Origin of the sequence: Burkholderia sp. AU18528 (assembly GCF_002223215.2) — a bacterium.
In the GTDB taxonomy this organism is placed as follows: domain Bacteria; phylum Pseudomonadota; class Gammaproteobacteria; order Burkholderiales; family Burkholderiaceae; genus Burkholderia; species Burkholderia semiarida.
In genome coordinates, this window is sequence record NZ_NKFC02000009.1 from 221,892 (window position 1) to 234,978 (window position 13,087).

General features: G+C 65.9%; 16 protein-coding genes. 13 read left to right on the plus strand and 3 right to left on the minus strand.

The genetic code is table 11. The features are described 5' to 3' along the window. Window positions 1-2: 2 nt before the first annotated feature. The 3 genes from cydB (at window position 3) to CFB52_RS31650 (ending at window position 2,603) form a co-directional block, all read left to right on the plus strand. Window positions 3-1,010, plus strand: coding sequence for a cytochrome d ubiquinol oxidase subunit II (gene cydB, locus CFB52_RS31640; RefSeq protein WP_099318404.1), 1,008 nt, complete (start codon window positions 3-5; stop codon window positions 1,008-1,010). A gap of 165 nt (window positions 1,011-1,175) precedes the next feature. Further along, complete coding sequence (locus CFB52_RS31645; RefSeq protein WP_099318405.1) at window positions 1,176-2,096, plus strand: bestrophin family protein; 921 nt, start codon at window positions 1,176-1,178, stop codon at window positions 2,094-2,096. A 93-nt stretch (window positions 2,097-2,189) separates the two neighbouring features. Next, window positions 2,190-2,603, plus strand: a complete 414-nt coding sequence (locus CFB52_RS31650) for a VOC family protein (RefSeq protein WP_099318406.1) — start codon at window positions 2,190-2,192, stop codon at window positions 2,601-2,603. A gap of 110 nt (window positions 2,604-2,713) precedes the next feature. Here CFB52_RS31650 and trpS read toward each other — a convergent pair whose 3' ends face one another. Together trpS and CFB52_RS34885 are read right to left on the minus strand one after the other, a co-directional pair. Further along, a complete protein-coding gene (trpS, locus tag CFB52_RS31655) occupies window positions 2,714-3,727 on the minus strand; it encodes a tryptophan--tRNA ligase (RefSeq protein ID WP_059575188.1) in 1,014 nt (337 codons plus the stop codon). 209 nt (window positions 3,728-3,936) lie between these two features. Continuing rightward, window positions 3,937-4,092 (minus strand): hypothetical protein, encoded by a 156-nt coding sequence (locus CFB52_RS34885; RefSeq protein WP_167351636.1) that lies wholly within the window; start codon window positions 4,090-4,092, stop codon window positions 3,937-3,939. A gap of 535 nt (window positions 4,093-4,627) precedes the next feature. Between CFB52_RS34885 and CFB52_RS31660 the strand changes: the two genes are divergently transcribed. The 5 genes from CFB52_RS31660 to CFB52_RS31680 all read left to right on the plus strand — a co-directional run bounded on the left by CFB52_RS31660 (window position 4,628) and on the right by CFB52_RS31680 (window position 8,036). Then, window positions 4,628-5,677, plus strand: coding sequence for a DUF6396 domain-containing protein (locus CFB52_RS31660; protein WP_257220843.1), 1,050 nt, complete (start codon window positions 4,628-4,630; stop codon window positions 5,675-5,677). A gap of 228 nt (window positions 5,678-5,905) precedes the next feature. Further along, on the plus strand, window positions 5,906-6,556 hold the full coding sequence (locus CFB52_RS31665; RefSeq protein WP_099318407.1) for a hypothetical protein: 651 nt from the start codon (window positions 5,906-5,908) through the stop codon (window positions 6,554-6,556). Between the two features lie 80 nt (window positions 6,557-6,636). Then, the gene (locus CFB52_RS31670; protein WP_059574945.1) at window positions 6,637-6,969 is read left to right on the plus strand and encodes a RebB family R body protein; all 333 of its coding nucleotides are present in this window, start codon (window positions 6,637-6,639) and stop codon (window positions 6,967-6,969) included. A 190-nt stretch (window positions 6,970-7,159) separates the two neighbouring features. After that, window positions 7,160-7,516 carry a RebB family R body protein gene (locus CFB52_RS31675; protein ID WP_059574947.1) on the plus strand — a complete coding sequence of 119 codons (357 nt, stop codon included), beginning with the start codon at window positions 7,160-7,162 and terminating at the stop codon, window positions 7,514-7,516. A gap of 220 nt (window positions 7,517-7,736) precedes the next feature. Further along, complete coding sequence (locus CFB52_RS31680; RefSeq protein WP_226093981.1) at window positions 7,737-8,036, plus strand: RebB family R body protein; 300 nt, start codon at window positions 7,737-7,739, stop codon at window positions 8,034-8,036. A gap of 78 nt (window positions 8,037-8,114) precedes the next feature. Here CFB52_RS31680 and CFB52_RS31685 read toward each other — a convergent pair whose 3' ends face one another. Further along, complete coding sequence (locus CFB52_RS31685) at window positions 8,115-8,957, minus strand: Crp/Fnr family transcriptional regulator (protein ID WP_257220844.1); 843 nt, start codon at window positions 8,955-8,957, stop codon at window positions 8,115-8,117. A 244-nt stretch (window positions 8,958-9,201) separates the two neighbouring features. On the opposite strand from CFB52_RS31685, the gene CFB52_RS31690 reads away from it, so the two are divergent. The 5 genes from CFB52_RS31690 (at window position 9,202) to CFB52_RS31710 (ending at window position 13,024) form a co-directional block, all read left to right on the plus strand. Continuing rightward, window positions 9,202-9,759, plus strand: coding sequence for an RNA polymerase sigma factor (locus tag CFB52_RS31690; protein WP_059574953.1), 558 nt, complete (start codon window positions 9,202-9,204; stop codon window positions 9,757-9,759). Window positions 9,760-9,873: 114 nt separating this feature from the next. Further along, the gene (locus tag CFB52_RS31695; protein ID WP_059574955.1) at window positions 9,874-10,167 is read left to right on the plus strand and encodes a RebB family R body protein; all 294 of its coding nucleotides are present in this window, start codon (window positions 9,874-9,876) and stop codon (window positions 10,165-10,167) included. A gap of 35 nt (window positions 10,168-10,202) precedes the next feature. Further along, entirely contained in the window at window positions 10,203-10,808 is a 606-nt protein-coding gene (locus CFB52_RS31700; protein ID WP_257220845.1) for a hypothetical protein, read from the plus strand. A gap of 205 nt (window positions 10,809-11,013) precedes the next feature. Further along, the gene (locus CFB52_RS31705; RefSeq protein ID WP_060967396.1) at window positions 11,014-11,460 is read left to right on the plus strand and encodes a hypothetical protein; all 447 of its coding nucleotides are present in this window, start codon (window positions 11,014-11,016) and stop codon (window positions 11,458-11,460) included. Window positions 11,461-11,701: 241 nt separating this feature from the next. Beyond that, window positions 11,702-13,024 carry an NAD(P)/FAD-dependent oxidoreductase gene (locus CFB52_RS31710; protein WP_060310464.1) on the plus strand — a complete coding sequence of 441 codons (1,323 nt, stop codon included), beginning with the start codon at window positions 11,702-11,704 and terminating at the stop codon, window positions 13,022-13,024. Window positions 13,025-13,087 lie beyond the last annotated feature (63 nt).

Consider the following 13,087-nt stretch of genomic DNA (forward strand, 5'->3'; position numbering starts at 1 on the left):
CCATGCACATCGATCTTCCTGTCGTCTGGGCCGCGATCATCGGCCTCGGCGTGTTCATCTACGTGATGCTGGACGGTTTCGACCTCGGCATCGGGCTGCTGTTTCCGTTCTTCGATGCGAAGGCCGAGCGCCAGGTGATGCTCGACACCGTCGCGCCGGTATGGGACGGCAACGAGACGTTCCTCGTGCTCGGCGGCGCGGGCCTCTATGGCGCGTTTCCCGTCGTGTATTCGACGCTGCTGCCGGCCAACTACCTGCCGCTGGTGCTGATGCTGGTCGGGCTGATCTTCCGCGGCGCGGCGTTCGAGCTGCGCGCGAAAGCCACCCGCACGCAGCACATGTGGGATCTCGCGTTCATCGGCGGCTCGGCGCTCGCCGCGTTCTGCCAGGGGATCGTGCTCGGTTCGCTGCTGCAGGGCATCAAGATCGAGAACAACCATTTCGTGGGCGGGCCGTTCGACTGGCTGTCGCCGTTCAGCATGCTGTGCGGGATCGGCGTGCTCGTCACCTATGCGACGCTCGGCTGCGGCTGGCTGATCCTGAAGGTCGACGGCGAACTCCAGCGCAAGATGCGGTTGCTGATGAAGCCGCTCACGGGCGTGCTGCTCGCGGTGATGGGCGTCGTGAGCCTGTGGACCGTGATCGGGCTGCCGGCCGTCGCGCACCGCTGGTTCGGCAGCGGCAACCTCGGCTGGTTCCTGCCGGTGCCGGTCCTCGTCGTCGCATGCGTGTGGGGCATTTTCCACGCGGTGAAGCGTGTGCACGAGGCCACGCCGTTCCTGCTGACGCTCGCGCTCGTGTTCCTCGGCTACACGGGGCTCGTGATCAGCATCTGGCCGAACATCGTGCCGCCGTCGCTGACCATCTGGGACGCGTCGTCGAGCCATTCGAGCCAGTTGTTCGCGCTGGTCGGCACCGTGATCGTGCTGCCGATCATCCTCGTGTACAACGCGATGCAGTATCGCGTGTTCCGCGGCAAGGTGCGCGAGGGCGACATCGGCTATCACTGAGCGGCACGCGAGGTGACGGGGCGCGGCGCTCGCGTATCATCACGCGCGGCGCGGTGCCCGGCACGGTGCCCGACAGAAAGCGGCCCGCCACGCGCGGGCCGTTGCGCATCGGGTGCGGGCGCAACGGGTTGCGTTGCGCATTCCTTTGGCAGTCGAGAAAACATCATGATCGTCAGACCACGACAGAACTGGCTCAGGATGCTGTTCGTATGGAACGGCTCCGTGCTGCAATCGATCATTCCGCAGCTCGTGTTCATGGCGATCGTCAGCACGCTGGCGGTCTTCACGAACGGGCGCATCTTCGGCGAGAAGATTCCGCTCAACACCGCGCCGTTCACGCTGTTCGGGCTCGCGCTCGCGATCTTCCTCGGGTTTCGCAACAACGCGAGCTTCGAGCGCTTCAAGGAAGCGCGGCATCTGTGGGGCAACCTGCTGATCGCCGCACGCGCGGTGACGTCGCAACTGCATCGCTACCTGCCCGACAGCGTGAGCGACGCCGAGCGCAACCGGCTCACCGATCTGCTGATCGCGCTCGCGTATGCGTTGAAGCATCAGTTGCGTCATACCGATCCGACCGCGGATCTGCAGCGCATTCTCGGGGCGGAACGCGCGGCGGCGCTTGGCGGCAAATGCTACAAGCCGGTCGCGATCCTCGACGAACTGCGCGGCGGCATCGTCCGTGCGCTAGGCCGCGCGCCCGGCAGCGACACGGCCTGCTGGATGTTCGAGACGCAACTCGACGAGCTCGGCAAGTCGATCGGTGGTTGCGAGCGCATCCTGTCGACGCCGATCCCGTTTTCGTACAGCGTGCTGCTCCATCGCACCGTGTATGCGTATTGCGTGCTGCTGCCGTTCGGGCTCGTCGATTCGACGGAGTTCTTCACGCCGCTGATCTGCGTGTTCATCTCGTACACGCTGATCGCGCTCGAAGCGATCGCGAACGAAGTGGCCGAACCGTTCGGGCTCGCGCCGAATGCGCTCGCGCTCGATGCGATCACGCGCACGATCGAGCGGTCGGTGCTCGAACTCGGCGATCGGCCGATGCCGGAGGAGTTCGTGCCGGCGTCGACGTATCAGATCACGTAGGCGGCGCGGTCGGTAGTGTAGTCGTCGGTAAGGTTGATCGGCCGGGCCGGGAACGGTTGTGTAGACTCGGGCTCGTTCAATGGAGCCCATACCATGCAACTTCTCGATCACGTGTCGATCAGTGTTCCGGACATCGACCTGGCACGCCCCTTCTACGATGCCGTCATGGCTGCGCTGGGCGCGACCAAGGTCTATGACCGGCCCAACGCGCTCGGCTATGGTGAACGTTGCAGCGCGAATGACCCGGAGTCGACTTTTCTGGCGGTGTATCTGGACCCCGCCGAAATCGGGGCGAGCAAGCGGCACTGGTGTTTCAAGGCTGCTTCCCGCGAGCAGGTGCATGCGTTCTTCGACGCAGGGCTCGCGACGGGCGGCCAGTCCGACGGCGCCCCGGGCTTGCGGCCGCAGTACCACGGCGACTACTACGCGGCTTTCCTGGTCGATCCGGCCGGCAACCGGATCGAGGCCGTGTGTCATGCGGCGGGGGCGGGGCGCGAGCGGCCGTGACGGTGGTGAGGCCCCGCGGCCGCTAGTTTTCGACTGCGTCGGAGTCCCACGTCCCGAGCGATATCGCTTTACTCGGCATGCCGACGGTCAACGCATGCCGCCGGAACGTATCAGTCGAAATACGTCAACCCCATCGCACCCTTCACCTCCGCGAGCGTCGCGCCTGCCACTTCCCGTGCATGCAGCGTGCCGCGCTTCAGGATCGCCATCACTTCGGCCTTGTCGGCCTCGAATTCGCGGCGGCGCGCGCGGATCGGCTCGATCAGCGCCTGCAGCCGCTCGTTGAGCACGCGCTTGACCACGCTATCGCCGAGGCCGCCGCGGCGATAGTGGGCCTTCAGTTCGTCGACCTTCGCGACGTCGGGCTCGAACGCATCGAGGAACGTGAACACGACGTTACCCTCGACCTGGCCCGGGTCGCTCACGCGCAGGTGGTTGGGGTCCGTGTACATGTCCTTCACGGCTTGCGCGATCTCGTCCGGCGTCGAGCCGAGCGTGATCGCGTTGCCGAGCGACTTGCTCATCTTCGCCTTGCCGTCGATGCCCGGCAGCCGCGTGACCGACGACAGCACGGCCTCGCATTCGACCAGCACCGGCTGCTCGACGGTCGCGTTGAAGCGGCGCACGAGTTCGTTGGTTTGCTCGATCATCGGCAGTTGATCGTCGCCGACCGGCACGTGGGTCGCCTTGAACGCGGTGATGTCGGCCGCCTGGCTCACCGGATAGGTGAGGAAGCCGGCCGGGATGTCGCGCTCGAACCCGCGCAGGCGGATTTCTTCCTTGATGGTCGGATTGCGTTCGAGGCGCGCGACCGTGACGAGATTGAGCAGGTATTGCGACAGCTCGGCGAGTTCGGGCACCTGCGATTGCACGACGATCGTCGAGATCGCCGGATCGATGCCGACGGCGAGGTAGTCGAGCGCGACCTCGATCACGTTCTCGGTGACGCGCTGGCGGCGGCCCATGTTGTCGGTCAGCGCCTGCGTGTCGGCGAGCAGCAGGAATTGCCGCGCTTCGTGCTGCATCTGCACGCGTGCGCGCAGCGAGCCGATGTAGTGGCCGAGATGCAGCGGGCCGGTCGTGCGGTCGCCGGTGAGAATGGTCGGGCGGGCGGGGTGAGTCATGGTCGTCGTTGGCTCCGGGTTGTCGAGGCCGCCAGCCATGATGTCGGCGCAGAAACGCGAATGCCGCCATCGCTGGCGGCATCACGTTTGGGACATGCAAAAGGAAACGGGCCGCCTGGGTCAGGCGCGCCACCAGCAATGCACGATCGGCGAGGCGGGTCGGGTTTCCATCGCGGCAGTATAGCGTAGTGCGTCCGGGGACGTGCGCGTCAGCGGATCACCGACTCCATCGCGAGGTAGGCGGTTTCGGCGGACGGCCACAGCAGATACAGCAGGCCGGCCATCAGCAGCCACGCGCCGGCGCGTACGAGCGGCGTGCGGTCCTTGTCGCGTGGGGAATGGATGGGCTGCTTCGATTTCTTCATGCTTGCAGGCGCGAGGTGCGCCACTCCAACGTTACTGCAACGGGTCGCGCGGGGCGAGGCCGGGGTGTTGCGGGGAAATGGGGCTCAATCTGGCTTCCCGTGCGGCGGGGCACGCGCGGGCATTTAAAGGGGAACGATCATGTGTTCCGCGAACGCATCGTTTCGTGCGAAGCGGTGCGCATGCTACCAGTTCGGGGCGGTGCGCACAGTCAGGAATTGTAGGGCAATGGCCTGAATGGATCGCGTCGCGTTCGGTCTGCGAGCCAAGCCGAGGCCGCGGTATTTCTCGGTCGGGTGCGATTGCCGGGGTCAATGATATCACCCGGAAAAAACCGGATGGACCCGCTGGTCTCGCGCGTGGGCACCATAATGAGCGGGCGATAATGGGTTCGCTTTTCTTGCGTGGGTATTCGAAATCGTGCGAAATCAATTACGTCCGACTGCTGCCAACCGTATTGGCTTCATGCAATTGGTTTCTGTTTTCCTGTGCTTCGCGTGTACAGCCTGTTCGAGGAACGATGTTCTCCCTCGGAATATGTCGCTGGCTGCCTTCAATCCGCATCGCGGGGCATTTGCGTGCAAGCACGAATCTTCCGTCGCGCCGCCTGTCGAGCCAGAGGCCGATCGCTGGAATCAGCAAGCAATGGCGCTGACCAGTTCGCTGTTGTGGCCGAACCAGCGCGATTACAAGGGCGCTGTCGACTTGTGGACGAAGGCGGCCGAGCGCAAGCACTGGAAAGCCATGTTGAATCTGGCGAATGCCTACGCTCAGGGCCAGGGCGTGGAACGTGATGCGGAACATGCCGTTCAGATCACCGAACAGGCGATGAAACTCGGCATTCCGGCAGCCTACGACCTGATGGGCACGTACCACATGAACGGGATGGGCGTTAGGCAGGATGCCAGCCGCGCCCATGCATTCTGGCAACTGGCCGCCGATATGGGCAGCCCGAGTGCGATGGCGTATCTGGGCGGCAAGATGGACGCGCTCTATGACGACCCGAAGGCGGGCTTCTGGGGGAACCGCAAGATCGCACTCCAGATGCTCGAATGTGCGGTTGCGCAGGGCAACGGACTTGCCGCATATGAATTGGGAACGACGATTGCCGGCGATCGAGCCGAGTTGAGCGAGAACAACGAACGCGCACTCCAGACGCTGCATACGGGTGTGAAATTCGGTAATGCCGAGAGTGCGGGGTGGTTGAGTGCGTCGTTTGGCAAGGGGGACGCTCTGGTCGGCCATGTCAAGGATGAAGCCCGCGCCGAGCGCTACAGTGTCCTTGCCGATCGCCTCGAGCGCGACCCCGACCTGCGTCTGCCGAATCTGGACAAGGTCGTGCCGCTGCCGCCCGCCAAGCTGCCCAGGTGGGACGGCAAGAAGGAGACGTTGATCGACGCGGCGAAGGCGGAGACGGAGACGTCCGCGCCGGTGTCGCCGGTCAAGCCCGCGGCGCATCCCGTGTCGCCGCGTACGGGCCGCGTGCATGTGCCCGATGGCTACATGCCGCCGGAGAAGCCGCAAGCCGCCGAGCCTCCCCAAGCGGAAACGACGGCCGCTCCTGTCGGTGGTTACCGGCTCACCTGACACACACCGCCCACCCGCACTGCCTCCCGACTTCACATCCTCGTCGCACGGTTCGTCCTTGCAGCGGTCCTGCCGACATTTCCGGCAAGGCCGTCGCACGTCCCTTTCCCGGAGAACACCATGCGATATCCATTGCAGCACCCCGACCAGGCCGCCGTGACGCGGCGTCCATCCGAACCCGAACCGCACGTACTCGCGCCGCGAGCGACCGGCGAGGAGGGGTGAGCCATGAGCACTGAAGAACTGACCCCGCTGCTGCGGCAGCTTGCGGAGAAGCGACTCGGACGGCCGCTCGAGCCCGAAGAACAGGCGTTGCTCGAGCGGCTGCCGAGCCGGCAGGGGAACCCGCCGCCGCCCGCCGGCGGCCCGGCCGCGCAGGCGGGCGCCGCGAAGCCTCCATTGCCGCAATTCAAAACGCGGCAAGAGGCGCGCGAACAGATCAAGCATTTCCTGCAGCTCAACCAGCAAAAGGCGTACGAGAAGATGCGCGGGATCCTGCAGACGATCGATACGCAGAACGAGACGACCCTCGGCATGCTCGCGTCGGAGCAGCGGAAAGTATCGGGCGTACTCGACGCGCACGAGCCGGCGGCCGACGCGCAGGCGTCCGGCGCGGTCGAGATCCAGGACAGCACCCGCGAGGCGCTGACGATGATCGGGGAACAACTGACGGGGCTGATCCGGCAGGAAATCGAAGCATGCTTCCGGCAATACGGCGATGCGCTCGCGGAACGGCTCGCCGAACGGCTCGCCGGAGGGCTCGCCGTCAGGCTCGACGCGATGGAGGACCGGTTGCGGAGCATCGGCGCCGGCCCGGCCGGCCCGGCCGACCCCACCGCTGCCGTTCACGATACGCCCGGCGCAGCGTCCATGGAGTAGCACGCGGGTCATGCGGCCGAACGCGAAACCGGCCGGCCCCGAAGTGCGACCTCTCAACTACGTGAACCAAGGAGCAACAAATGGCTGATACGTGTCAAGTGTGCCAGGTCAATCCCGCGATTACCGATGCGGTCACACAGGTCAACGTCAAGGTGGTCGCGGAAGCGCCGGCAATGGCGATGGGCTCGCTGTACCAGGCCCAGAGCCATTCGCTCAGCATCCTGTTCGAGAACGCGGTGCAGCAGCAGTCGCAGGCCGCGATCCAGTCGCAAACGTCGACGAACGTGGGGACGATGCAGCTCTACACGATCGGGCCGGAAAGCGCGGGCGCGGCCGCCACCGAAATCGGCGCGAACGGGATCATTTCGATTCTGGCCGACGTGATCGCGATCGGGAAGGCAGTCAAGGGCTGACGCGCCATCGCAACGCCGTGGTCGAGCGGCGGCGCAAGCGGCGTGAGCCGCCCATGCCACCGCCGTGCCGCGAGTCGGCAGCATGGCCGCCGGCGCCTGAACAGCGGTGCCGCGCGATGTTCCGGAGCAATCGACAGAACGGGCAGCACCGATTCGATGCGGCGCCCGTTCGCCAATCAGGAGAAATACGATGGCAAACGACGTAGACGATCCGAAAGACCCCTGCAACTGCACGACGTGCGCGGTCAACGCCGCGATCACCGACGCGGTCACGCAGACCAACGTCAAGGTGGTCGGCGAAGCGCCCGCGATGGCAACGGGTTCGCTGTACCAGGCGCAGAGCCACTCGCTGAGCGTGTTGTTCGAGAACGCGGTGCAGCAGCAGTCGCAGTCCGCGGTGCAACTGCCGACCTCGACGAACGTGGGCACGATGCAGCTGTACACGCTCGGGCCGGCGAGCGCCGGCGCATCCGCGACGGAAATCGGCTCGAACGGCGTGCTTTCCGTGCTGGCCGACGTGCTCGCGCTCGGCAAGGCGCTTGCCTGACGCATCGCTGGCGCGGACGCCGGGCGGCGGCTCCCATCGGGTGCTGCCGCCCGGCGTCGGACGCCGTGTCGACACGCCCGCGCACGCGGGCCCCAGCGGGCGCATCGGCGGCGCCGTGCCGCGCGCGGCAGCAACCGACCCACTCATGCTTTCGCCGTGACAGCACGTCAGCGGCGAACCAACCAGGAGCAACGACATGCCGGAACAGGTTTCTCCCGCGATGACCGATGCGGTCACGCAAGCCAACGTGAAGGTGGTGGGCGAAGCGCCCGCCGTGGCGTTGGGCACGCTCATGCAGTCGAACAGCCATGCGTCCGCGATCCTGCTTCACAACGCGGTGCAGATGCAGGCGAACCAGGCGATGTCCAACCTTGCCGCCACGACCGTCGGCGTCATGCAGCTCTATGCCGGGTCGCCGGCGGCGGCGGCCGGCGCGGCGCGCTCGGCGAACGACAGCTTCGTATCGCAACTCGCCGCCGTCGCGCAGTTGATGAACGCCCTCGGTCACGGGCGCGGCTGACCTTCACCGCGCGCCGCATGACCCGGCGCGCATCCGCCCGCCCGGCGGCGCTGCCCGACGCACGCGCTTGCCGCGGCATCAATTGGCGTCGACGATGGTCCGGAGCTGCTCCGGTTTCTGAATCGTCACGCCGTGTTCGTGTAGCCGGATCAGGCCGTCGCGCTGCATCTTCCGCAGGCTGCTGTTCAGTCGCGGCCGGCTGACGTTGAGCATCGCGGCGAGGATGCTCTGGTTCTCCGGCAACGGCACCTCGAGATCGTTCCCTTGCATGCGGTTCAGCAGATGGCGCGCGAGCCGTGCTTCGACCCGGTACAGGCATGCCGACTCGACGAAGTCGCTCAACTGGTGAAGGTGCCGGCACAGCTGCTCATGGATGCGCCCCATGAATTCCGCGTTCGCCAGCAGCGGCGCGAAGTACTGGCGATACAGCAGCGAAATGCGGCAGTCGGCGCTCAACTGGGCGGTGAAACTGCGCCGGTGCGCGCGAATCAGCGTGTTTTCGCCGATGAGTTCGCCGGGCATCGAGTGGCCGAGAATGATCTCGCGCCCGCCGGGTTCGTGCAGTGTCTTGTAGACGCGGCCGCTGTGCACGAACGCGACGAAATCCCCCGGATCGCCCTTGAAGAACAACAGGCGATTGCCGTGTTCGGGCCAGGGCGTCACGTGCCGCTCGATGTGGGCGATCAGGCTTTCCGGGAGGCCGGCGAGTATCGGTATATTGCGCAGCGTTTGAGCGTTAGCAAGGGCAGGCATGGTTTCCGCGCGAGGTTGTTTGACGATGCGGCCACCTAGCGAAAAACGCTGCCTTCGGCATTGCGTGAAAAATGAATAATGAAAGTATTGAAATAATCGGCAAGCAGTCCGGACAGGGCGGCGCTCCGGCGGCAAGCGCGCTTGATCGACCGACACGGGAAGCAGCATGCCGACGCACGGACGCATCGCGGCGGTAGTCGTTCTTGTTCATCGCAATGCCGTTATTCAGTCAGGTCCGGCGGCGCACCTGAAACGACGGATCGGGCTATGCCGGCTAATTAAAATTTCCGTTCATAATAATCAAGATAATTTACTGCGCCCGATTATCGTTATATCGGTGTTACGCGGGTAACAGCGCCATTCCCGGCGTCGAATCGATTCTGTGTTTTCCATAAAAAAAGGAAGACACGGGATGACAACCTCGAACCAGCACGCTGCCTCGGCGCCCGAGTCTCCGGCGCAGCAGCTCGACCGCGCATGGCGGGAAATGCAGGGGAAATTGCGGCGCCGTGCGCGCCTGTTGTGCAAGGGTGATATTCACCGCGCCGACGAACTGCTTTCCGATACCGCGCTCAAGGTCCACATTTACCTGCAGCGCTCGCCCGAGCGCGTGCGGAATCTGACGGGCTTTCTCTTTCTGGCGCTGAATCACGCGTTCCTCGATGGCGCGCGCCGCCGTGTGCGCGAAAGCGGCATGCTCGAATTCGACTCGGGCTGGGACGACGATCACGCGGTCGAGCTCGCCGGCCACGCGCCGTCGGTGGAGCAGCAACTGCTGCTGCGGCAACAGCTGCTGCGTCTCGAACAGGCGCTGTCGATGCTTTCCCCGCAGCAGCAGATGCTGTTCACGCTGAAGTTCGAGGAGGACCGGCCCTATCTGCACATCGCCGCGACGCTCGGGATCAACGAGCCGCTCGCCAGAAAGCGCGTCGAGCTGCTGCGCAAGAAGTTGCGCGAGGAACTCGCGTGAGCGCGTTCACGAATGCCGGCACGCAGCGTTCCTAACGGCATGCGCGGCGTCGATGGCCTGCCGGCCCGCCCGTTCCTTCAACCGCATGCCGGAGCCGAGATCCGAGGAGGCCTCGTGGCAGACACAGTCAATGAGCAGATTACCGACGCGGTGACGCAGACCAACGTCAACGTCGTGGCGGGATCGCCGGCCCAGGCGCTGGGCATGCTTTACCAGATGTTCAGCCAGGCCGTCGGCATCTCGGCGCAGAACATGACGCAGCAGCAGGCCGCGCTGAACCAGATTTCGAACGCCGTGGTGTCGAAGGCCGTGGCCATGATCCTGTCCGTCGAAGCGTCGCCGAAGCCGGCCTCGGGCGGCGCGTCGCAGCCGGAGGCGGGCGCGCCGAAGACGGGTTCCACGCATTAGTACGCGATGACTATCGGGATACCTGAATCATGAACATGAAAGGTCTTTTGGGCGGACGCGGCGACGGCGCGACGCCGGCGCCGGACGATGGCGCGGCCGCCGCGGCCGAAGCAACGACGGCGGCCGATGTCGCATCGCACGCCGCTGCTTCGACGGCCGGCACGCGCACGTGGCCGGTCAACCGGCAGCGCAGGTTCACCGACGCGCTGAAGGCGCCGGACCAGATCGCGGGGGCCACCGGGGCCGCCTCGTCGGCGCTGCAGACCGTGCAGGCGATCAACGCGGAGGCGGCGTCCTACGCGACGACGCAGATCGCCGTCGGCCCGAACATGATGATCACGCAGGCGGGCGGCATGGTCGCGCAGGCGGCGGCCAACTACTTCGAGGCGACGACGTCGCTGGCGATCGCGGGCAAGAGCGTGTTGATGAAGGACCTGGCGCAGAAGACCATCGACGAGGACGTGAAAGGCATGGCGATGGATGCGGTGGGCCTGCTGTTGACGGACTTGTTCGTCGCGACCGCGGCGATCGTCGCCGGCGCCGCGGAGGCGATCGAAGGAGAAGCCGCGAGCGTCGCGCTCGACAAGATCGACGAGAGCCTGCAGAGGTATCAGACGCTGCTGGACAAGAAGGGCACGTAGGGCGCGCCAGCGGCGCATGACGATGCCATCGCAGGCCGCGCCCAGCACGCCGACGACGGTGCGGCGTGCTCGACCGGCATCGATCGACACGACCCGCCGGGCCGTCGGGCCGGACGGGATGTGAGCGGCAGGCGCGACGCGCGTTCTTCGTCGAATACGTCGCGGCCTGCTACCGGCAGTGTTGTCCAGTCATGTGAGGAAACCCATGTCCTACATCATTCAGAACGTAAACGGTCCCGCGCCGCTGGGGGTTGGCGAGCGCAAATGGGGAGATGCGACGGAAATCGATTTCGGCGCGATGACGAGCTGCATCGCGCTCGTCGAGCAAACGCCGGGTCAACCGACGTTGGTGCGCGGCATTCATCTGTCGATCGTGAGCCCCGACGGCACGAATGTCTACGATCCGGCGGCGGACGTTGCCGGACAGGTCGAGACGATCATGCAGCAGCAGGGCAACATGCGCGCGTGCCTCGGGCGCATCGATCTCTGGCAGGCCAGCACGTCGCAAGAGCTGCAGGATTTCTTCGTCGCGTTGATGATGAGTCTCGACATGACCGAATGGGTGCAGGTGCCGGACGGCAACCTGCGGGTGCGGCTCCACGGCGGCGTGATGCAGTATCAGCACGGCACTGGCGCATGGACCAACGTGTAGCCGAAACGATCGGCTGAAGCCGGCGCCCGCCATGCAGGTAGGCGCCGGTGCAGTGTCGTTCGACGGTATCGGCGCTGCGCGCCGGTACGGCCGGCCGTCCAGGCCGTCCCCAGCTTTTTTCTCGTCAACACCAACAAAAATCATCATTTCGCCCCCGGCGGCGTGCCAGCAGAATGTCTCCATTCCAGCTCACGCGACAGCACGCGCGTCGCACCGAGCCGCACTTCAGAAGGAGACAGCCGTGGCAGTCGAAACAACTTCAATCGATACGCTCGTCGTCGGCGCCGGGCAGGCCGGCATCGCGATGAGCGAGCATCTGGGCAAGCTGGGCGTGCCCCATCTCGTGCTGGAGCGCAGCCGAATCGCCGAGCGCTGGCGCACGGGGCGCTGGGATTCGCTGGTCGCGAACGGCCCCGCGTGGCACGACCGCTTCCCGGGGCTCGAATTCGACGGCCTCGCGCCCGATGCGTTCGCATCGAAAGACCAGGTCGCCGACTACTTCGAAGCGTATGCGCGCAAATTCAACGCGCCGATCCGGACCGGCGTCGAAGTGAAGAGCGTCGTGCGCAACACCGGCAAGCCCGGCTTCGTCGTCGAGACATCCGACGGCACGATCGACGCGAATCGCGTGGTGGTCGCCACCGGCCCGTTCCAGCGCCCGGTGATTCCGCCGATCGCACCGGACGACGCGCGCGTCGTGCAGATCCATTCCGCCGACTATCGCAACCCGGGCCAGCTTCCGGAAGGCGCGGTGCTGGTGGTCGGTGCCGGCTCGTCGGGCGTGCAGATCGCCGACGAACTACAGCGCGCGGGCCGGCAGGTCTATCTGTCGGTCGGGCCGCACGATCGCCCGCCGCGCGCATATCGCGGCCGCGACTTCTGCTGGTGGCTCGGCGTGCTCGGCGAATGGGACAAGGAAGTCGCGACCCCGGGCCGCGAACACGTGACGATCGCGGTGAGCGGCGCGCGCGGCGGCCACACGGTCGATTTCCGCGCGCTCGCGAATCAGGGCGTGACGCTGGTCGGGCTGACCAAGGCCTTCGACGGTGGCGTGGCCACTTTCGAACGCGATCTCGCGATCAATCTCGCGCGTGGCGACGAGAACTACCTGTCACTGCTCGACGCGGCCGACGCCTACGTGGCCCGCAACGGCCTCGACCTGCCGGAAGAACCGGAAGCCCGCCGCATCCTGCCTGACCCGGCATGCGTCGCGCATCCGCTCCTCTCGCTCGATCTCGCCGCCGCCGGCGTCACGTCGATCGTGTGGGCGACCGGCTATGCGGTCGACTACGGCTGGCTGAACGTCGACGCATTCGCGCCGAACGGCAAGCCGCAGCACCAGCGCGGCGTGTCGAAGGAGCCGGGCATCTATTTCCTTGGCCTGCCGTGGCTGTCGCGGCGCGGCTCCAGCTTCATCTGGGGCGTGTGGCACGACGCGAAGCACATCGCCGATCACATCGTCACGCAGCGCAAGTACCTCGCGTACCACGACGCGGCGCAGCACTGCGCGGCCGCGCACGCGGCACGGCCCGAAGCCCACGCGCTCGCCGAAGCGGCGAACTGACCTCCCGACCCAGTCCGCCGCGCCGCGACCGCTTCCGGCGCGGCGGGCGATCATACCGACACT

Coding starts and splice junctions, on each gene's coding strand:
- cydB (WP_099318404.1), top strand. CDS start 3: ATGCACATCGATCTTCCTGTCGTCTGGGCCGCGATCATCGGCCTCGGC.
- CFB52_RS31645 (WP_099318405.1), top strand. CDS start 1,176: ATGATCGTCAGACCACGACAGAACTGGCTCAGGATGCTGTTCGTATGG.
- CFB52_RS31650 (WP_099318406.1), top strand. CDS start 2,190: ATGCAACTTCTCGATCACGTGTCGATCAGTGTTCCGGACATCGACCTG.
- trpS (WP_059575188.1), bottom strand. CDS start 3,727: ATGACTCACCCCGCCCGCCCGACCATTCTCACCGGCGACCGCACGACC.
- CFB52_RS34885 (WP_167351636.1), bottom strand. CDS start 4,092: ATGAAGAAATCGAAGCAGCCCATCCATTCCCCACGCGACAAGGACCGC.
- CFB52_RS31660 (WP_257220843.1), top strand. CDS start 4,628: ATGTCGCTGGCTGCCTTCAATCCGCATCGCGGGGCATTTGCGTGCAAG.
- CFB52_RS31665 (WP_099318407.1), top strand. CDS start 5,906: ATGAGCACTGAAGAACTGACCCCGCTGCTGCGGCAGCTTGCGGAGAAG.
- CFB52_RS31670 (WP_059574945.1), top strand. CDS start 6,637: ATGGCTGATACGTGTCAAGTGTGCCAGGTCAATCCCGCGATTACCGAT.
- CFB52_RS31675 (WP_059574947.1), top strand. CDS start 7,160: ATGGCAAACGACGTAGACGATCCGAAAGACCCCTGCAACTGCACGACG.
- CFB52_RS31680 (WP_226093981.1), top strand. CDS start 7,737: ATGACCGATGCGGTCACGCAAGCCAACGTGAAGGTGGTGGGCGAAGCG.
- CFB52_RS31685 (WP_257220844.1), bottom strand. CDS start 8,957: ATGCTGCTTCCCGTGTCGGTCGATCAAGCGCGCTTGCCGCCGGAGCGC.
- CFB52_RS31690 (WP_059574953.1), top strand. CDS start 9,202: ATGACAACCTCGAACCAGCACGCTGCCTCGGCGCCCGAGTCTCCGGCG.
- CFB52_RS31700 (WP_257220845.1), top strand. CDS start 10,203: ATGAAAGGTCTTTTGGGCGGACGCGGCGACGGCGCGACGCCGGCGCCG.
- CFB52_RS31705 (WP_060967396.1), top strand. CDS start 11,014: ATGTCCTACATCATTCAGAACGTAAACGGTCCCGCGCCGCTGGGGGTT.